Source organism: Gemmatimonadales bacterium, assembly GCA_041390145.1.
Taxonomy (GTDB): Bacteria; Gemmatimonadota; Gemmatimonadetes; order Gemmatimonadales; family GWC2-71-9; genus SPDF01.
The window spans coordinates 1-18,410 of record JAWKQM010000021.1; the positions used below are offsets into that span (position 1 = coordinate 1).

17 protein-coding genes are annotated in these 18,410 nt (G+C 67.8%); 10 read left to right on the plus strand and 7 right to left on the minus strand.

The window, feature by feature from the left end; translation table 11 throughout:
- From R2910_13755 to R2910_13775, 5 genes are all read left to right on the plus strand, one after another.
- A partial coding sequence (locus R2910_13755; protein ID MEZ4414049.1) for a sigma-54 dependent transcriptional regulator occupies nt 1-1,407 on the plus strand: 1,407 nt, incomplete at its 5' end.
- On the plus strand, nt 1,404-2,435 hold the full coding sequence (locus tag R2910_13760) for a HAMP domain-containing sensor histidine kinase (protein MEZ4414050.1): 1,032 nt from the start codon (nt 1,404-1,406) through the stop codon (nt 2,433-2,435). The genes R2910_13755 and R2910_13760, both read left to right, overlap by 4 nt.
- Before the next feature lie 283 nt (nt 2,436-2,718).
- A complete protein-coding gene (locus tag R2910_13765) occupies nt 2,719-4,365 on the plus strand; it encodes an AMP-binding protein (protein ID MEZ4414051.1) in 1,647 nt (548 codons plus the stop codon).
- Nucleotides 4,362-5,678, plus strand: coding sequence for an NYN domain-containing protein (locus R2910_13770; GenBank protein MEZ4414052.1), 1,317 nt, complete (start codon nt 4,362-4,364; stop codon nt 5,676-5,678). The genes R2910_13765 and R2910_13770 overlap by 4 nt, the downstream gene beginning before the upstream one ends.
- Nucleotides 5,679-6,095: 417 nt before the next feature.
- Nucleotides 6,096-6,584 (plus strand): DNA-3-methyladenine glycosylase, encoded by a 489-nt coding sequence (locus R2910_13775; GenBank protein ID MEZ4414053.1) that lies wholly within the window; start codon nt 6,096-6,098, stop codon nt 6,582-6,584.
- A gap of 65 nt (nt 6,585-6,649) precedes the next feature.
- On the opposite strand, the gene R2910_13780 is transcribed toward R2910_13775, so the two are convergent.
- The 4 genes from R2910_13780 to R2910_13795 form a co-directional block, all read right to left on the minus strand.
- Complete coding sequence (locus R2910_13780; protein ID MEZ4414054.1) at nt 6,650-7,303, minus strand: hypothetical protein; 654 nt, start codon at nt 7,301-7,303, stop codon at nt 6,650-6,652.
- Nucleotides 7,304-7,595: 292 nt separating this feature from the next.
- The gene (locus R2910_13785; GenBank protein ID MEZ4414055.1) at nt 7,596-8,795 is read right to left on the minus strand and encodes a glycine C-acetyltransferase; all 1,200 of its coding nucleotides are present in this window, start codon (nt 8,793-8,795) and stop codon (nt 7,596-7,598) included.
- Nucleotides 8,792-9,835 carry an L-threonine 3-dehydrogenase gene (gene tdh, locus R2910_13790; protein MEZ4414056.1) on the minus strand — a complete coding sequence of 348 codons (1,044 nt, stop codon included), beginning with the start codon at nt 9,833-9,835 and terminating at the stop codon, nt 8,792-8,794. The genes R2910_13785 and tdh overlap by 4 nt, the downstream gene beginning before the upstream one ends.
- Nucleotides 9,836-9,882: 47 nt before the next feature.
- A complete protein-coding gene (locus R2910_13795; protein MEZ4414057.1) occupies nt 9,883-12,813 on the minus strand; it encodes a molybdopterin-dependent oxidoreductase in 2,931 nt (976 codons plus the stop codon).
- Between the two features lie 193 nt (nt 12,814-13,006).
- Here R2910_13795 and R2910_13800 point away from each other — a divergent pair, with 193 nt between their 5' ends.
- A complete protein-coding gene (locus tag R2910_13800; GenBank protein MEZ4414058.1) occupies nt 13,007-13,147 on the plus strand; it encodes a hypothetical protein in 141 nt (46 codons plus the stop codon).
- 130 nt (nt 13,148-13,277) lie between these two features.
- On the plus strand, nt 13,278-14,255 hold the full coding sequence (locus R2910_13805; protein MEZ4414059.1) for a hypothetical protein: 978 nt from the start codon (nt 13,278-13,280) through the stop codon (nt 14,253-14,255).
- A 110-nt stretch (nt 14,256-14,365) separates the two neighbouring features.
- Here the strand turns inward: R2910_13805 and R2910_13810 are convergent, their stop codons facing one another.
- From R2910_13810 to R2910_13820, 3 genes are all read right to left on the minus strand, one after another.
- Nucleotides 14,366-14,563 (minus strand): hypothetical protein, encoded by a 198-nt coding sequence (locus tag R2910_13810; protein MEZ4414060.1) that lies wholly within the window; start codon nt 14,561-14,563, stop codon nt 14,366-14,368.
- Between the two features lie 135 nt (nt 14,564-14,698).
- The gene (locus R2910_13815; protein ID MEZ4414061.1) at nt 14,699-15,532 is read right to left on the minus strand and encodes a hypothetical protein; all 834 of its coding nucleotides are present in this window, start codon (nt 15,530-15,532) and stop codon (nt 14,699-14,701) included.
- A complete protein-coding gene (locus tag R2910_13820) occupies nt 15,526-16,404 on the minus strand; it encodes a cation diffusion facilitator family transporter (GenBank protein ID MEZ4414062.1) in 879 nt (292 codons plus the stop codon). Before R2910_13820 ends, R2910_13815 begins: the two co-directional genes overlap by 7 nt.
- A gap of 116 nt (nt 16,405-16,520) precedes the next feature.
- Between R2910_13820 and R2910_13825 the strand changes: the two genes are divergently transcribed.
- From R2910_13825 to R2910_13835, 3 genes are all read left to right on the plus strand, one after another.
- Complete coding sequence (locus R2910_13825) at nt 16,521-16,802, plus strand: autorepressor SdpR family transcription factor (protein MEZ4414063.1); 282 nt, start codon at nt 16,521-16,523, stop codon at nt 16,800-16,802.
- Nucleotides 16,795-17,466 carry an SdpI family protein gene (locus R2910_13830; protein MEZ4414064.1) on the plus strand — a complete coding sequence of 224 codons (672 nt, stop codon included), beginning with the start codon at nt 16,795-16,797 and terminating at the stop codon, nt 17,464-17,466. The genes R2910_13825 and R2910_13830 overlap by 8 nt, the downstream gene beginning before the upstream one ends.
- Nucleotides 17,463-18,410, plus strand: a 948-nt coding sequence (locus tag R2910_13835; GenBank protein ID MEZ4414065.1) for an alpha/beta fold hydrolase, incomplete at its 3' end; no start/stop codon positions are given. The genes R2910_13830 and R2910_13835, both read left to right, overlap by 4 nt.

Here is an 18,410-nt window from a genome sequence, read left to right on the forward strand (position 1 = left end):
GACGAGCGCACGCTGCGCGAGTCGTGCGCCAGCGTGCTCGAAATGGACGGCTTCAACATCACCGTCATCGGCCGCGGGGAAGAGGCGCTGGAAGCGGTCAAGCGCCGCAAGTTCGACATCATGCTGGTGGATCTGTACATGTCGCAGGTCAACGGCATGGAGCTCCTCCGTGCGGCCCTCCAGCACCATCGCGACACCATCGTGGTGGTCATGACCGGCAACCCGAGCGTGACCAGCAGCATCGAGGCGCTCCGCGCCGGCGCCTGGGACTACCTCCCCAAGCCCTTCTCCGCGACTCATTTGCAGGTCCTGATCGGCCGCGCCTCCCACGCGGTGATGGTGACCCGGGAGACCCACGACCTCCGGGCCCAGCTGATGGCGCAGTCCGGCATGGGCGAGAAGTTCCACATGATCGGGGTGTCGCCCAGCTTCCGTAAAGCCGTCGATTTGGCGCGGAAGGTGGCCGGCACCGACGCCTCCGTGCTCATCAGCGGTGAGAGCGGCACCGGCAAGGAGCTCATTGCGCAGTTCATTCACCACCACAGCCGGCGGGCCAGCCGGCAGCTGGTGCCGATCAACGCCGCCGCGCTGCCGGAACCGCTCCTCGAGAGCGAGATGTTCGGGCACCGGAAGGGCGCCTTCACCGGCGCCGACCGCGACAAGCCCGGCCTCCTCGAGACCGCCAACGGCGGGACGCTCTTCCTCGACGAGCTGACCGAAATGCCGATGTCGCTGCAGGCCAAGCTGCTCCGCGTCATCCAGGACGGCGTGGTGCGGCGGGTCGGCTCCGAGCAGGCCGACGCGGTGGTGGACGTGCGGTTCGTTTCGGCTATGAACCGCGATCCCGAGGAAGCGGTCAAGCAGGGGCTCCTCCGCGAGGACCTCTACTACCGGCTCCGCGTGGTGCCGATCAAGCTCCCGCCGCTCCGGAAACGGCTCGAGGACATTCCGATCCTGGCCACGCACTTCCTGACCCACTACTGGCAGCGCCACCGGCAGGCCGGCGATCGCGCCCCGCGCCTCAGCGAGGATGCCATGGCATTCCTCCGCAGCCGCCCCTGGAAGGGGAATGTGCGCGAGTTGCAGAATGTCATCGAGCATGTGGCGGTGCTGGCCGAGCCGGAGCACCTGATCCAGCCCGACGAGATTCCGATCTATGACGACGCGACCGACTGGCCGGCGGAGAGTGCCGCGATGCCCAGTGGCGTGATGGACGAAGGATTCCACAGCGCGAAGGACCGGATCATTGCCCACTTCGAGCGGGAGTACCTGACCCGCCTGGTGGGCCGCGCTGGCGGAAACATGTCGAAGGCGGCGCGCCTCGCCAGCATCGACCGGACGACGCTCTACCGTCTAATGGATAAACATTCGTTCCAGCGCAGCGACCTCGATGGAAGCAGTGCGTGAGTAAGGACCCGCTGACCGCCTCACCCCCCGCCATCCCCGACGCCTCCCTCGGTGGCGTGGATGACCGCCTCTGGGTGGCGCTCGAGCGCGCCGCCAGCAGGGTCACCGCCGAATGGCGCCTCCTCTCGGAGGATGCGGTTTCGGCGGAGGAGGCCGGGGCGGGGCTGGCGCACCTGCTGGGCGGGATGCTCCGCATCGCCATGAACGAGGAGCCGGACGTCGAGGCGCTGCCTCGGTCGGTCCTCGGGCGCCGGTTGCTCGCGGTGCTCCGGCGGCATTTTGTGAAGGAAGCCCGTGCGCTGGAGCAGATGCCCGACGCCGGTCAACTGCTCACCGTATTCGCCTGCTTCGAGAGACTCTACACCTACCTCGAGTCGGACTGGTCGAAGCGCTTCGCCGAGCGGATGGGTGGGGCGGGGGGCCTGGAACTCGTGGTGGAAGTGGCGCACGACTTCCGGAGCCCGCTGACATCGATCCTCTTCCTGGCGGAGACGCTCAAGCACGGGCGCTCAGGGCCGGTCACCCCCCTGCAGGAGCGGCAGCTCGGCCTCATCTACAGCGCCGCGTTCGGCCTGAGCGGCGTGGCGTCCGACGTGGTGGAACTCGCTCGCGGGGGCGATCGCCTTGTGGAACTCGAGCCGACGCCCTTTTCGCTGGCCGACATCTTCGAGTCGGTGCGCGACATCACCGAACCGATCGCGGTGGAGAAGGGCCTCGAGATTCGCCTGGTGGCACCGGAGTCCGACCTCCGGATCGGGCATCCGGTGGCGCTCTCTGCGTACTCCTCAACCTCCTCAGCACCAACGCCCCTCAAGTTCACTGACGAGGGTGTGGTGGAGGTTGGGGGGCGCAGGCTCGAAGGCGACGCCCTGGAGTTCTGGGTGCAGGACCTGGTCGGGATTCCTCCTGCGTCGATGGTCTCCTCTATGAGCCGTCCCGCCGCCGCCAGCGTCCCGGCGAGTATGCCTTTCCGGCTCCGGCCTCGGCCTTCCATCTGCCGGAAGCTGATCGAGGTGATGAAGAGTTGAAGGTCGATTCCGAGGAGGGGAAGGGGACACGATTCCACTTTACGATCGAGCTTCCTGCCGCGGCTCGGTGATATTGTCGTCACCCCCGGCCCCCGGCTTTCGCCGGGGCAGGGTCGCCGGGGTCCAGTACAGCCTCCCCTGCCTCCCCACCGCCCAGCCGCCCTGTCGCCCTGTCGCCCCGCCGCCCCGCCGCCCCGCCGCCCCGCCGCCCCGCCGCCCCGCCGCCCCGCTGCCCCCCCTGCACTGCTATATTTTACGGTTCCATCACTTTGGAGCCCTAGTCGTGCCTACCAGCCATCTCGCCACCCTCTTCCAGGAACGGGTGCAGGCGCATCCCGACCGGGAACTGGTGGTGCATGGCGGGGTGCGGCTGAGCTACGCCGAGGTGGATCGGCAGGCGGCAGGGCTGGCGGCATCGCTGGAGGAGCTGGGGGTTGGGGCGGGGGATACGCTGGCCGTGGACCTCCCCAATTGGCCCGAGTGGGTGGTGGCGTTCCTGGCCGGCGCCCGGCTCGGCGCCACCGTAGTGCCGCTCGATCCGGGGCTCAGCTTCCACGAGCTGAAGTACCAGCTCAGGCACTCCGAGGCGAAGGCGGTCGTGACCCCCGAGATCTGGGGTGGCACCGACTACCTCGAGCTCTACGAGGAGATGCTTCCGGACCTCCCGGACCTGCGCCACGTGATCACGGTGGGGCCGGAAGATCTCTGGACGGATGACAGATTTTTGCAGTTCGAGGATCTAGCCGCCAAGGGAGCTTCAAACGGCGAGCGAGGGGAGCCCACGCGTCGCTTTAGCGACATCAGCCGAGCCGCGGCTTCAGCCGCGACTTCGGGGCCGGCGGTCGAATCGGCTTCAGCCGCGAGCTCAGACGAGCCACTGGCGCTCCTCTACACCTCCGGCACGATGGGCAAGCCGAAAGGTGTGCTCCTCTCCCACCGGAACCTCGTGGACACGGCGCGGCTGAGCGCCGAGGCGCTGGAACTGGTCGAGGGCGACCGGGTGCTGGGCACGGTGCCCTTCTTCCACGTCTTCGGTGTCTCGACCGTCATCTCGACGATCGCGGCCGGCGGCACCCTGGTGCTGCAGGAGCGGTTCGAGGCGAGGGAAGCGCTGGAACTGCTCGAGCGGGAGCGGATCACCGTCTGCCACGGTGTGCCGACGATGTTCCAGCTCCTGATGCGGGACAGGACGTTTGCGGGCCGCGATCTCTCGGCGCTGCGGACGGGGGTGGTGGCGGGCGCGCCGGTGTCGCCCGACCTGGTGCGGACGATTCGCGCCTGGTGCAATGTGGAGATCGCGTACGGGCTCACGGAGACGGGCCCCACCATCTGCATGACGCGGCCCGGCGACCCGGCCGAGCGTCGCGCGCAGACGGTGGGATGCCCGCTCCCGGGGGTGGAGGTGAAGGTGGTGGATTTGGCGACCGGGAGCCTGCATGGGCCGGAAGCGGTTGGCGAACTTGCGGTGAAGGGCGCCAACGTGATGCTGGGGTATCACCGCATGCCGGGCGAGACGGCACGCGCCCACGGACCGGAGGGGTTTCTCCTCACCGGCGACCTCGTGGTGGTGGACGAGGCGGGCGCCGTGCAGATCGTGGGTCGCCGCAAGGAGATGATCATCCGCGGCGGCAACAACGTCACGCCCAGAGAAGTGGAAGACGTCCTCCGGACCCATCCGGCCGTGGACGATGTATGCGTGGTCGGCGTCCCCAACGAATTGCTCGGGGAGCTGGTGTGCGCCTGCGTCGTGCCGGTGGAAGGGGCCATCCTGACCGGCGACGAACTCAAGGAGTTCGGTCGCGACCAACTTGTGGACTACAAGGTCCCTGACCTCGTCCGCTTCTTCGACGCCTTCCCGATGACCGGGTCCGGGAAGGTCAAGCGAATGGAGCTGGCGAGAGTGGTGGACCTGGAGCTGAATACTACGTGAACAACCGTCACATCATCCGCGCCGGCCGTCCGGTCGCCGCGACCGCCGCCACCGTGCACGCCCCGAACGCGGCGCTGCTCATCGACTTCGACAACGTCACCCTCGGCATCCGCTCGGACCTGACCAAGGAACTGCGGACCCTCCTCAACAGCGACATCATCAAGGGGAAGGTGGCCGTGCAGCGGGCCTACGCCGACTGGCGCCGCTATCCGCAGTACATCGTGCCGCTCTCGGAGTCGTCGATCGACCTGATCTTTGCCCCGGCCTTCGGCACCAACAAGAAGAACGCCACGGACATCCGGCTCGCGGTGGACGCCATCGAGCTGGTCTTCACGCGTCCGGAAATCGGCACCTTCATCCTCCTCAGCGGTGATAGCGACTTCTCGTCGATGGTCATCAAGCTGAAGGAGTACGGCAAGTACGTCATCGGCGTCGGCATCCGGGAGTCGGCCAGCGACCTCCTGATCCAGAATTGCGACGAGTACTACTCGTACAGCGACCTGGCCGGGCTCACGAAGGAGGAGGACACCCCCTCCATCCAGCGCGACCCGTGGGAGCTGGTCCGCGAGGCCGCGGCCCAGATGGTCCGGAACGACGACGTGATGCGTTCCGACCGGCTGAAGCAGGTGATGAAGCAGATCGACCCGCACTTCGACGAGAAGAACGCCGGGTATAGCCGATTCAGCAAGTTCGTGACCGATGCCGGTGCCAAGGGGATCCTGGTCGTCAACAAGATGGAGAACGGCCAGTACGAGATTGCGCCGGTGGCAGGTGGCGTAGAGCCGCCACGGCGGGGCAGCGGGGCAGCGGAGCAGGGGGGCCGGACGACCGCGGGTCAGCGGGGCCGCGGGGCCGCCGCAGGGGCACGGCATGCCGTGCCCGAGCCGACCGACGCACCGATCCCTGACGAGAAGAAATCCCGTGGCCGTCGACGGGGCGGCCGGGGTCGCGGCCGTGGCGAGGATCGTCCAGCTGCCGAGGGCGTGGCTGCGGCGACCGGGCCGAAGGGGCTGACGCTTGCGTCGGCGTTCGGGCTGATGTCGCAGGTGCTTGCCGAGCTCCCGAACCCGGTGGCGCACGACGCGCTCCGGGCCCGGATGGCGGCGCTGCATGGCCGTGAGGACCCCCTGCTCGAGGAGGGCCGCTTCACCAAGCTTCTCCGCCAGGCAAACGACGCCGAAGTGGCGGACGTCCGGAAGACCGGCGACGACAGCTACGAGGTGTCGGTCCACCCGACCGACATCGCGGTGCCGCGCCAGCGCCCTGCGGTCGCGCCGTCGCCGGCGGTGGAGGCCGTAGCCGCTCCCCACTGACGGCGCCAAGGCGGCGCCGGCTGCTGCGGTGGCCACCATCGTCCCGACAGGACAGGGTCGGTTCCGCCGTGGAGCGCGCATGGGCGCGGCGAAGGCCGAAATTCCCGCTGGTGGGGAATGGTAATGGTTGATGATGACGGCGGGGCAGCGGCAAAGCGGGGCCGGGGAAGCCGCAGGCGGCGTAAAGAAGTCGTCGGAAGGCGGCCAAGACTGCCAAGCCGGCCAAGGCCAAGGCCGAGGCAGACAGGAAGGCCGCGGCGGCCCCGGCAAAGAAGAAGCAGGCGGCCCGGAAGCCACGGGCCAAAGAAGGCGGAATGAGCAGGACGAAACGGGCAGCCCTGCTGCCCGTTTCCTTTTCCGCCGCCCCGCCGATGTGGTGGCCGTGAGCTGATCGGCCCCTGATCGTCTCGACGGTGCGTGGCACCCGGACCGCGGGGAGGATCGTCGAGGCCGAGGCCTACCTCAGGCACCGCGATCCCGCCTCCCACGGCTACGAGCCGACGCCACGCCCAGAATGAAGGGCTGTACGGCCCGGCCGGCAGCTGGTACGTCTACCTATCCTACGGCGTGCACTGGTGCGCCAACCTCGTGGCAGGTCGCACTCCGAACGAGGGGGCGGTGCTCCTCCGAGCGGTGGAGCCGCTCGAGGGCCTGCCAACCATGCGCCGCCGGCGGGGCGGGGTGGCCGACCGCCTCCTCGCCGCTGGTCCCGGCCGGCTCACCCAGGCACTCGGCATCACCCGCTCCCTCGATCAGCGCACGATGCGTGGGGCTGTGGTCCAGATCCACCAGGGAGACCCCCTGGCGCCTCCAGTGGCCACGCCGAGAATCGGCATCACGAAAGCCGTGGACTGGCCCCTGAGGTTCGTGGAGGGCGGCACTCGCTGGGCGTCCCGGCCCAGCTGAGTGGTTGAAATACAAAACGGGCGCACCATGCGGTGCGCCCGTTTCGCGTATCTGAGAGGCCGAGTCTAGTCGATGTCGTCGCGCGACTTGCCGAGGCTGAGGCGAATGCCCGCCTGCCCGGTGAACACCGTGCCCACGAGGTCGATGTCGTTGCCACCCGTGGCGGCGGAGACCGACCCGAAGACGTTCAGGATGCCGACCCGGACTTCCACACCGCCGACGGCCTGCATGAACCCGTAGCTGCCGTAGTCCTCGGCCTGCTGCTGGTTCGCCTGCCGCTCGGTGTTGTCGACGAAGGTGCCCTGAACCTGGAGGTTCGAGAGGGTCTGGATGCCCCAGCCGATGCCCACGAAGGGCTGGACATGGGACTTGAGGGGATACGCCATCAGCATGAAGTAGAAGCGATTGATATTGTCGAAGTTGACCAGGCGGCTGGGGCCGACCCCCGCTGCGTCGGGCATGGAGGCGGTTTCACCGCTGCCGAGGCCGATGTCTGCCGCCAGGAGCAGGGCAGCTCGCTTGGCGGTGATCAGCGCATTCACCCCGAACATCGGGATGGTGCCGCGGGACTGGGCGTCGGTCTCGAAGTTCATGCCGCCCACGGAGGCGCCGACATAGAAGCGATTGGCGCCCACACCAGCGGACTGGGCGCTGAGCGAGGTGGCGCCGGCAAGGGCTGCCAGGCCGAGCGTCGCAAGGGCACGGGTGAGCACACGCATCAGTCTGCCTCCTGGAAGAATCGGCCCAAGGGGGTCCGAGGACCGGTCACGGCACTGCGAATGGTGTCACCTTCGGGCAAATTCCTTGCCCCCACGGCCATGGGGGGAAGGAACAAGGCCTGTCCAAGATAGGAAGGATTGGTCTAAAACACTAGACCCCAAGGGGTTGACCTAGGTCAGCTCGGGCAGATTGGGAGCGTCCTGGGGGTGGGGGAGACGGGGGGGGGCCGCGCACCGACTTGCAGGGTGACGCGGCGGTTGCAAGACGCCTAGGTCAAGGCGGGGGGCCTGTTTAGATCAGCCCCAGCTTCGTCCCCACCTTCTTGAACGCCGCGAGGGCCTCATCCAGGTCGGCCCTCGTATGAGCCGCGGACACCTGGCAGCGGACCCGGGCCTGCCCCTGGGGTACGACCGGGAACCCGAATCCCGTCACGAACACCCCCTCGTCGAGGAGCATGTTGCTCATCTTGATGGCCGCCGCGGTCTCGCCGAGGATGACCGGGATGATCGGCGTCTCGCCGGGGAGCGGCGCAAAGCCGAGCCCGAGGAGCTGCTCCCTGAAGTAGTTCGCGTTCTCACGGAGCCGGGTGACCCGTTCCGGGTGCTGCTCCAGGAACTCGATGCTGGCCAGCGCGCTGCCCGCCACGGTGGCCGGCAGGGCATTGGAAAAGAGCTGCGGCCGTGCCCGCTGGGTCAGGTAGTCGCAGACCTCGGCGGTGCCCGCCACGAAGCCCCCGGCCGCCCCGCCCAGAGCCTTGCCGAGGGTCGAGGTGATGATGTCCACCTCCCCCACCATCCCGAAGTGCTCGGCGGTGCCGCGGCCGGTCTTGCCGAGCACGCCGGTTGAATGGGAGTCGTCCACCACCAGCACCGCCCCGTACTCGCGACAGATGGTCGCGATGTCGGGGAGCTTGGCAATGGCCCCTTCCATCGAAAAGACGCCGTCGGTAATCACCATCTTCACCTTGCGGTCGGTGGCGGCGGCGAGCTTGGCGCGCAGGTCGTCGAGGTCGCCGTGCTTGTAGACGCCGGTCTGGCACTTGGTGATCGCCTTGGCGAGCCGCAGGCCGTCGATGATGGAGGCGTGGTTGAGCTGGTCGCTCAGGATGAGGTCGTGTTCGGTGAGCAGGGTGCCGGGGACCGCCTCGTTCGCGTTCCAGCAGCTCACGAAGCTGAGGGAGGCCGACGTCCCGACCAGCCGCGCGCAGGCCTGCTCCAGCTCCCGGTGGATCGAGAAGGTGCCGCAGATGAAACGGACCGAGCCGGTGCCGGCGCCGTACCGGTCGAGCGCCTTCTTGCCCGCCGCCACGACCGCCGGCTCGTTGGACAGCCCGAGGTAGTTGTTGGAGGAGAGGATGATGACGGAACCGCGCCCCTCCATCTCCACCCGCGCGGCCTGCGGGCTGGCCAGGTAGTTGAGTGTCTTGTACACGCCGTCGGCCTTGAACTGCGCCAGCTCGGCATGGATGCGTGCGTCGAGGTTGTTGCTCACGAGCCAATCTCCAGGATGACCTTGCCGGCCTGCCCGTCCTTGATGACCTGGATGGCGTCGGCAATCTTGTCGAGTGGGAAACGGTGGGTCACGACCGGCATCGGGTCGATCTGCCCCGCCCGCAGGTACCGCTGCATGACATGCCAGGTGTGGTACATCTTGCGCCCGGTCACGCCGTAGAGCGTCAGGCCCTTGAAAATGATGTCCCGCGCAAAGCTGACCTCGGTCGTCTTGCTCGGCGTGCCGAGCAGGTTGACGCGGCCGCCGAGGCGGGCCACCGCGAAGGCCTGGGCGTGACCGGCGGGGTGGCCGCTCATTTCGCACACGAGATCGACGCCGTCGCCGTTGGTCAGTTCCTTCACGCGCGCGGGCACGTCATCCCTGGTCGGATTGAGCGTAACGTGCGCCCCCATCTGCTTCGCGATGCCGAGCCGCTTGTCGTTGAGGTCGCTGGCAATGACCAGCGAGGCGCCGGCAGCGCGAGCCACCCCGACGGCAAAGCAGCCGATGGGGCCGCACCCCAGCACCAGCACCGCGCTCCCGATCACGGCGTCGCCCTCGAGCACGGTGTGGAAGGCGTTCCCCATCGGGTCCATGATGGCGCCGATTTCGGTGGGGATGCCGCCGAGCTTCATCACGTTGGAGGCGGGCATCGCGATGTAGTCGGCAAAGGCGCCGTCGCGGTCCACGCCGATGATCGAGGTGCGCTGGCAGAGGTGCCCGTTGCCGGTGCGGCACTGCAGGCAGTGCCCGCAGATTATGTGCCCTTCGGCGGTCACGAGGTCGCCGACGTCGAGCAGCCCCTCCGCCTCCGCCTCCGGCCCCAGCTGCTCGATCCGCCCGGCGAATTCGTGGCCGATCACCACGGGGGGCTTCAGCCGGTTGCTGGCCCAGGAGTCCCACTCCCAGATATGGAGGTCGGTGCCGCAGACGCCCGCGTGATGCACGCGGATCAGGACATCGTTGGGGCCGCAGGCGGGGATGGGCACTTCCCGCAGCTCCATGCCGATGCCGGGGGCGGTTTTGACGAGTGCGCGCATGGAGAGCCGGGGTTGGGGTAGGGCGGAAATATAGCGAGGATGGCGGACTAGGCCCGCTCGATGCGCACCGCGCTCACCTTGAAGCTCGCGATCTTCGCATAGGGGTCGAGCGCCGGGTTGGTCAACAGGTTGGCCGCCGCTTCCCGGTAGTGCATCGGCACGAACACCTGGCCGCGGGCCTGCCGGCCCGAGGCGCGCACGCCGATCAGGATGCTGCCGCGCCGGGAGGTGATGCGCACCGTCTCGCCATCGGACACGCCGAGCTCGGCGACATCCTCCGGGTTCATCTCCACGGTGGGCACTGGCTCCCGGGAGTCGAGGCCGGTGGAGCGCCGTGTCATGGTGCCGGTGTGCCAGTGGTACATCTGGCGGCCGGTGCCCATCACGAACGGGTATTCGGCGTCCGGCAGCTCGTTGGGCTGCAGGAACTCCACCGGAACGAAGAGCGCCCGGCCGTCGGGCGTCGGGAACTTGTCCGCGAAGAGGAAGGCCGTGCCGTCGGAATCCTCCGTCAGCACCGGGTACTGCAGGCCGAAGTTGTGACGCCGGAGGCCGTCGTAGGTGACGCCGCGCCACGAGGGCGTGACCGACGCGATTTCCCGCATCACGTCCTCGGCGCCGGCGTATTGACTCTTGAGCCCGAGGCGCTCGGTCAGGTCGATCAGGATATCGAGATCGCGGCGGGCCTGGCCGGGAGGCGACAGGGCGGGGGAGGAGAGCTGGATGCGCCGTTCGGTGTTGGCGAAGGTCCCCTCCTTCTCTGCGAACGACGAGCCCGGCAGCACCACGTCAGCCCACCGTGCGGTGTCGGTCAGGAAGAGGTCCTGCACGCCGAGGAACTCGAGACCCCGCACCCACTCCTCCGCGTGCGCCACGTCGGGGTCGGAGATGACCGGGTTCTCGCCCATGATGTACAGACCACGCACCCCGCTGCCGGGCTTGGTCATTTCCGTCACCATCAAACCGTCCTGCAGGGACAGCGCATCCTCGGGGAGCCCCCACGCCTTGGCGTAGTCGGCGCGGTTCTCCGGCTTGGTCACGGAACGGTAGTCGGTGTACGCGAAGGGGATGGCGCCGACGTCGCTGGCGCCCTGCACGTTGTTCTGGCCGCGGATCGGCAGCATCGCCGCACCCCACCGGCCGATCATCCCGCACGCCAGCAGCATGTTGAGCAGACTGGCCACAATGTCGGTGCCGCTCGCGTGCTGGGTCAGCCCCATGGCCCAGAGTGTCGAGGTGTTCGGGCCGCCGGCGTACAGCTCGGCGGCCAAGGCAATCTTCTCGGCGGGCACGCCGGTGAGCTTCTGCCCAATCTCGAGCGTGTAGGGCGCCACGGCGGCGCGCACCTGGTCGAACTCCTTCGTCCGGGTGCGGATGAACTCCTTGTTCTCGAGCCCCTTGGCCAGGATGTGATTGAGCATGGTACTGTAGAGCGCCACGTCGGTGCCGGGCAGGAGCTGCAGGTGCACGTCGGCCAGGGCGGCCAGTTCGGTGCGCCGCACGTCGGCCACGACCAGCTTGGCGCCCTTGGTCACCGCCCGCTTGATCAGCGCGCCGAAGACCGGGTGGTTCTCGGTGGTGTTGGCGCCGGAGATGAAGATGACATCGCACGCCTCCTCGATTTCGCGCATCGAGCCCGAGGCCGCCGAGGTGCTGAGGGCGCGGCTCATGGCCGACACCGAGGTGGAATGGCAGAGCCGGGTGCAGTGGTCCACGCTGTTGGTGCCGAGGGCGCCGCGCACCATCCGCATGAAGAGGTAGTTGTCCTCGTTGCTGCACTTGGCGGAGGAGAGGGCGGCAAGTGCGCGGGGACCGTGCTCGGCCTTGATGCGGAGGAGTTCCTGGGCGGTGAGGCTCATCGCCTCCTCCCAGGTGGCCTCGCGGAAGGCGTCATACCACTCGGCGGGGGTGGTGGCGCGGTCGCGCACGTCGCCGTCGCCCACGATCGGCAGCCCGGTCTGGGGCGGCTTCCCGATGCTGCGCTTCGGGGGGCGCGGCTTCTTGCCGCCGCCGATTTCCTCGATGGTCTGCCACGGGCCCTCGCGGTGGCGCGGCATTTCGCCGGTCCAGCGCCAGCGCCCGCCTTCCTGCACCCACCCCTTCCGGATTAGCGGCACGGTGAGTCGATCGCGATGCTGCGCGTAGTCGGTGCCGAACCGTCCCTTGACGCAGGTGCTGCCCTGGTTCGGGGTGTTCTCCTCGATCCACGGCGATGTCACGCGCACCAGCTCGCCGTCCTTCACGTGCAGGTCGACCTGGCAGCCGACGCCGCAGTAGGGACAGACGGAGCGGGTGACGGTGTCGGGATGGCGGACCGCTTCGGCACCGAAGCGCTCGCGGGGAATGACCTCGAAGATGGCGCCGGTGGGGCAGACCCGGACGCACTCGCCGCACCAGGTGCAGCCGGCGTGGTCGGGGTCGCCGTCGCCGCCGACGATGATTTCGGTGTGGGTGCCGCGCTGACCCACGTCGAGCACACCCACTTCCTGGATATCGTCGCAGGCGCGCACGCAGCGGGTGCAGAGGATGCAGAGCGACATGTCGTGCTGGATCATCACGTCGCCGGGGCGGGTGTCGCCACCGCGGAGGCCGAGGGGCTGCGTCGTGGGAATCGGCACATTGTACTGCTTCACATACTGCTCGAACTCGTTGCGCGGGGGTGGCGCGCTGCCGTTGCCGCGCAGGTGCTCGAGGGGATAGCGCTCCAGCAGCATGCCGAGCACGCCGCGGCGGTTGTCGGCGGCAGCGTCGCTCTCGGTCTCGACCACCATGCCGTCCGCCGCCGGCGTGGCGCAGGCGGGGAGGAGCTTGTTCTGTCCCTCGACGGAGACGAGGCAGATGCGGCAGTTGCCGACGTTGGGAAGCTTCGGATACCAGCAGAGGGTGGGGATCTCGACACCGTGCGCGCGCGCCGCATCGAGGATCGTGTCACCCTCGGCGATCGGCACGGTCTGTCCGTTGACTGTCAGCGAAGGCATCGTCGGGTACGACTCACGCGTGGAAGGGATGCTTCGATTCTACGGGGCTCGAGGCGTGGCGGCAAGGGGACAATCGCGCGCGCGACAACGACTTCGCCCTGTCTTGGCTATTGCGCGAAAATCCAAATACGCGATGTTGTAATATCCGGATGGCCATTCGGGCCGGCGGAGCTACTCGTTATCGGAGGTCAGCATGGCAGTCAAGAAGCGCGCAGCAAAGAAGGCGGCCAAGAAGGCGCCCGCGAAGAAGGCAGCCAAGAAGGCCGTGAAGAAGGCCCCTGCCAAGAAGAAGGCGCCCGCCAAGAAGAAGGCACCGGCGAAGAAGGGCAAGTAGCTCCACCGGATGCAACGGGGCCGGCCAGCCGCCGGCCCCATGCGTTTCGCTCCGCATCACGAAGTGCTCCCCGTCACATCGCGCGTGGTCGCATCACGAAGGGTCCGGATTGTGCGGGCTCAGTCCAGGCATGAGCATTCCCGCCAATTCTCGCGCTGCCATCACGGCATTCTGCCTCTGCGGTCTTGCTGCGTGCAGTAGTGACGCCGGACCCACCGGAGTCGAGCCGCCCCCGGGCTCCGCCGACCTCGGCGTAAACGCCTCCCTCAACGGACGCGTGCCGTTCCCATCCGACAACGCCTGGAATCTTCGGATCGACACGGCGTCGGTTGATCCGGCCTCGGATGTCCTCATCGCCAGCATCGGCCTGAACACCAGCCTGCATCCCGACTGGGGTACGACCGAGACGTACTACGGCATCCCCTATATCGTCGTCGCCGGCAGCACGCCGAAGGTAGCGGTCGCCTTCGACTACGCCGACGAGAGCGACGTCGGCCCCTATCCGATTCCCGCGAACGCACCGATCGAGGGTGGGGCCGGGAGTTCGGGAGACCGCCATATCCTCATCATCGATCGTGACAACTGGATTCTCTACGAACTCTACGCCGCGTACCCGCCAGCGGGTGGGCAGGGGTGGCGGGCGGGTTCCGGCGCGATCTTCGACCTGAACTCCAACGCGCTCCGCCCCGCAGGCTGGACCTCGGCCGACGCCGCCGGCCTTCCGATCTTTCCGGGGCTCGCCCGCTACGACGAAGTCGCGGCCGGCGCCATCAACCACGCACTCCGGTTCACCGCGGCCCAGACGCGCCAGGCCTATGTGCACCCGGCGCGGCATTGGGCGAGCTCGTCCACCGATCCCGCCCGCCCCCCGATGGGGATGCGGGTGCGGCTCAAGGCAACCTTCGACACGAGCGGGTACCCGCACGACGCGCGGGTCGTGCTCGATGCGCTCAAGAAGTACGGGATGATTCTCGCTGACAACGGCTCCAACTGGTATGTCTCCGGCGTGTCCGACACGCGGTGGGACCCTGCGATCTTCGATGCTTTCCGCAATGTGAAGGGGAGTGACTTCGAGGTGGTGCGGATGGGGACGGTGGTGACGCCGTAGGTGCACTTCTGTCATTGCGAGGAGGCCCCGGAGGGGCGGACGAAGCAATCTCGCAAACCAAAAGGCCCCCGAACTGGGGGCCTTTCTTATTTCTGATCCAACCAAATCAATCAGACGGCCGCAACGCGCTCCACCGGAACCCGCTCATGCCAGGGACGTCCCTCGGTCGCCTCGTCGGTGGCCCACAGGTAGGCCCAGAACCGGACGGGCCGCGGGGTCGCGTGCGGGGTGCGAATCACGATGCCGACAGTCGTTTCGTCAAGCAGTACGGGGAGGCTGATCATCTGGCACTTCCTTGCGGTGGTCATTCCCGGCCTCGTGCCGGGACCACTACCAAGGAGCAGCAGCCGTGCCGTGTGATGCAATATCGTAAGTCTTTGTTTTTGCTTGTGTTATGAACTGGACGCTGGTGGTCGCGTGTCGAAGTGACACGCATGGATTGGTCACTTTGTGTCGATTCGACCCGATTCCCTGGAAAAGAGCAGCCCCTCGCGGCGCCCTCGTCCTCCCCCCACCCGATCCGGCTCCTCCTCGGTCCACCCCTCGTAGAGCGTGCGGAACGCGTGCGGCGCGAGGCTGCGCGTCGGCAGGACGGCGTGTACTCCACCCGGCTCCGTGAGCCACTGCACCTGTTCCACCACCGCCCGTCGCGCATCCGGGTCGAGTGGGATCAGTTCCCCGGCGTCGAGGACCACGAGATCGACCCGCGGGACGAAGCCGGCGAACCGCCCGCCGACCGGCACCACGAACGCCTCGAACTGGCTGCCGAGCGACTCCGACGCCATCCGCGACTCGACCCGCTCCACCGTCCCGATATTCCCGGCCACGAAGGTGACCGCGACATCGTGAGCGGCGAGCAGGTAGGTGATCGGTTCGGCGCCGGTGCCAAAGACGAGCGCGGAATCGCCGGGCTCGAGCCGCGGGAGCACCCGCGCCACCGGACTGCCCGGGTCGATCCCCCAGTGCATCGGCTCCCGCTGGGCCGCCCGCAGCGTCAGGTACTGTTCCCGCCACTTGGCGTAGGTGCGCAGTCGCAGCCGCTTGATGATCAGGCGGTCCACCTGGTCCACCATCAGCACCTCGGTCAACATGAACTGACCCTGGATGGTGGCCTCCATCTCGGAGACGGCCTCGTCGCCCAGCCGGAGCAGTTCCTCGCGTGACATCGAGTTCTTGAACGCCTCGACCCGCTGCATCACGAATTCCTGGTACTGCTGCTTGAGCGACGGTGGAGACCGCCGGCGGCGCTGCTGCCGGACCTGTTCAAGCGTCAGCATGGCTCGACGTGCACCTGGACATGGTTGAAGCCAAGGTCGTCGCGCAGCTTGTCCTCGACGGCGTCGGCAATCTCGTGCGCCTCCGTCACGTTCTGCGCGCCGTCCACCGCGATCGTTACCTCGGCGAAGGAGAGCGCCGCGGCGGTGCGCGAGCGGATGGCGTACGCCGAGCGCACCCCAGCGACCGCCTCGGCCGCCATTCGGATCGAGGGTTCGTCCACCGCGGCGCCGTCCACCAGCGTCGGGAGCGAGTGGCCCACGATTTCCCATCCGACCCGCACCACCAGGAAGGCGACGACGATGGCCAGGATCGGGTCGGCCATCGGGTAGCCGAGATGGGTCAGGTAGAGCCCGCCGAGAACGGCGATCGTGATGAAGACGTCGACCCGGGTGTGCGAGGCGTCGGCGAGGAGGATCGGGCTCTTCAGGCGGCGGCCGGCTCGGGTCTCGTACCAGACCACCCAGAGATTGATGAGCAGGGTGAAGAGGAGGAGAATCACCTGCACGGAACTGATGACCAGCGTGGGGGCGCCACCGACAAGGCGGGCCCAGGCGCCGCGCAGCAGCTCGAACACCGAGAGGCTGAGGAAGACGACGATCAGCAACGCGCCCAGGCTCTCGAACTTGGCGTGGCCGTAGGGGTGCTCGGCGTCGGGCCCCTTGGAGGCGAAGCGCACCACCGCGAGGCCGAAGAGGTTGTTGATCGCGTCGACCGAGGAGTGCACCGCGTCGCCGACCACGGCGAGGGAGTCGATCCGGAAGCCTACCAGGAACTTGACGGCGACCACCGCCAGGTTGGCGAAGAGGACGCCCAGCAGGACGCGCCGCACCAGGCGGGTGCGCTCCTCGACGGCGGGATCGGGGCGGGGCATCGTAGAAAACTCATACCGGAGGGGAGGCAGGGCAAGGAGGCGGGGCAGGGGGGAGGGGTTGAAGCGTGTCGGCGAAGCCTTCTTGACTTAGATATTTAGGCAGATATCTTATCATTGTGATTGACCAGACCTTCAAGGCCCTCGCCGACCCCACCCGCCGAGCCATTCTCGCCATGCTGCGGGACGGTGACCTCCCCGCCGGGGAGATCGCCGCGCACTTCCCGGTGGCGTGGGCGTCGGTGTCGCACCACCTCTCGGTGCTGAAGGAGGCCGGGCTGGTGCTCGCCACCCGGGACGGCCAGTTCATCCGCTATTCGCTCAACACCACAGTTGTGCAGGACGCCCTGCAGCACCTGCTGGAAATTGCCCCTCGCCGCAAGGAGCGCCGCAATGCGTAAGATGATGCCGGCAGTACTCATCACCATCGCCACGCTCGCCTTTTCGTGGTGGGCGTGGCCGCAGCTTCCCGAGCGGGTCGTGACCCATTGGGGCGTCAACGGCCAGCCCAACGGCTGGTCGTCCCCGACCTTTGCCGCCTTCCTGATGCCCGGCGTCATGGCGCTGATGACGCTCCTCTTCGCGGCGCTCCCCAACATCGATCCGCTCAAGAAAAACTACGAGTTTCACGGGTCGGTCTACTTCCTCCTGGTCAACGTGGTCATCGGCTTCGTCGGCATCGTCCAGGTGATGGTGCTCGGCTCGGCCCTCGGCTGGCCCTTCGACATGCGCGCGGCCCTGCCGCTCCTGCTCGGCGCGCTCTTCGTGTTCATGGGGAACCTGCTCCCCCGCATCCGCCCCAACTGGTTCATGGGCATCCGGACGCCGTGGACCCTCAGCAGCGAACGGGTGTGGCGCAAGACGCACCGCATCGGCGGGTACGCCTTCACCATCGCCGGGCTGGTGTTCATCGCGACGGCGTTCATTCCGATGGGTACCAAGGGCACCGCCGTGATGCTGGGGATCATCTTCCCGGCGGTGCTCTGGCCGGTAGTCTATTCGTACCTGGAGTGGCGGCGGGAGAAGGAAGACGCCGGCACCGGCAGGAATCCGACCGCTCAATGAGTCCTCGGGCCCCCGTCGTTCTCCTGACCCTCACCCTGGCCTGGTTCCCGATGCTGGCAGCGCAGTCCAGCGGCTTCGTCGAGCGCGACACCGCGGTGGTCACCGGCAAGATCCGGTTGCCTGCCACCATCACCTTCCCTTCGGGTGCCACCCACGCTCCCGGCGTGGTACTGGTGCACGGCTCCGGGCCCAACGACCGTGACGAGACCGTCGGCGCCAACAAACCGTTCCGCGACCTCGCCCACGGCCTCGCCGAGCGCGGTATCGTTGTGCTCCGCTACGACAAGCGCAGCAAGGTGGCGCCGCTCTCCTTCATGGGTGGGACGTTCACCGTGGACGAGGAAGTGGTGGACGACGCGCTGTCGGCGGCGGCGCTCCTTCGCAGCCTCCCCGAGGTTGACCCAGCACGGGTGGTGGTTCTTGGCCACAGCCTCGGCGGGATGCTCGCGCCGCGAATCGGTGAACGCGACACGGCGCTCGCGGGGCTCGTCATCCTGGCGGGGGCGACGAGGTCGCTGACCGACATGATGGAGGAGCAGATTGCCTACATGCGCAGTCTGCCCGGCGCGGATACCGTGGCGATCGACAAGGCGCTCGAGGGCCTGGCGCCCTCCATGGCGGCGGTCCGCGCGCTGACGCCCGCCGACTCCGCTTCGCGGACGCTCCTCCTTGGCGCGCCGGCGGCGTACTGGCTGGATCTGGCCGCGTACCATCCGGTCTTCGTCGCCGCCAAGCTCCGCATTCCGATGCTCATTCTTCAGGGCGGGCGGGACTACCAGGTGACGATGGTGGACTTCGAGGCGTGGCGGGACGGGCTGGCGGGGAATACCTCGGTGGAGTTTCGGGAGTACCCGAGCCTGAACCACCTCTTCATTGCGGGCACCGGGGCGCCGAACCCGGCGGAGTACGGTGTGGGGGGGACGGTCGATCCGCAGGTCATTGCG

Excerpts from the sequence above, each read along its gene's own strand:
- R2910_13780 (MEZ4414054.1), bottom strand. The coding sequence starts at position 7,303 with ATGCGTGTGCTCACCCGTGCCCTTGCGACGCTCGGCCTGGCAGCCCTT.
- tdh (MEZ4414056.1), bottom strand. The coding sequence starts at position 9,835 with ATGCGCGCACTCGTCAAAACCGCCCCCGGCATCGGCATGGAGCTGCGG.
- R2910_13795 (MEZ4414057.1), bottom strand. The coding sequence starts at position 12,813 with ATGCCTTCGCTGACAGTCAACGGACAGACCGTGCCGATCGCCGAGGGT.
- R2910_13800 (MEZ4414058.1), top strand. The coding sequence starts at position 13,007 with ATGGCAGTCAAGAAGCGCGCAGCAAAGAAGGCGGCCAAGAAGGCGCCC.
- R2910_13805 (MEZ4414059.1), top strand. The coding sequence starts at position 13,278 with ATGAGCATTCCCGCCAATTCTCGCGCTGCCATCACGGCATTCTGCCTC.
- R2910_13810 (MEZ4414060.1), bottom strand. The coding sequence starts at position 14,563 with ATGACCACCGCAAGGAAGTGCCAGATGATCAGCCTCCCCGTACTGCTT.
- R2910_13815 (MEZ4414061.1), bottom strand. The coding sequence starts at position 15,532 with ATGCTGACGCTTGAACAGGTCCGGCAGCAGCGCCGCCGGCGGTCTCCA.
- R2910_13820 (MEZ4414062.1), bottom strand. The coding sequence starts at position 16,404 with ATGCCCCGCCCCGATCCCGCCGTCGAGGAGCGCACCCGCCTGGTGCGG.
- R2910_13830 (MEZ4414064.1), top strand. The coding sequence starts at position 16,795 with ATGCGTAAGATGATGCCGGCAGTACTCATCACCATCGCCACGCTCGCC.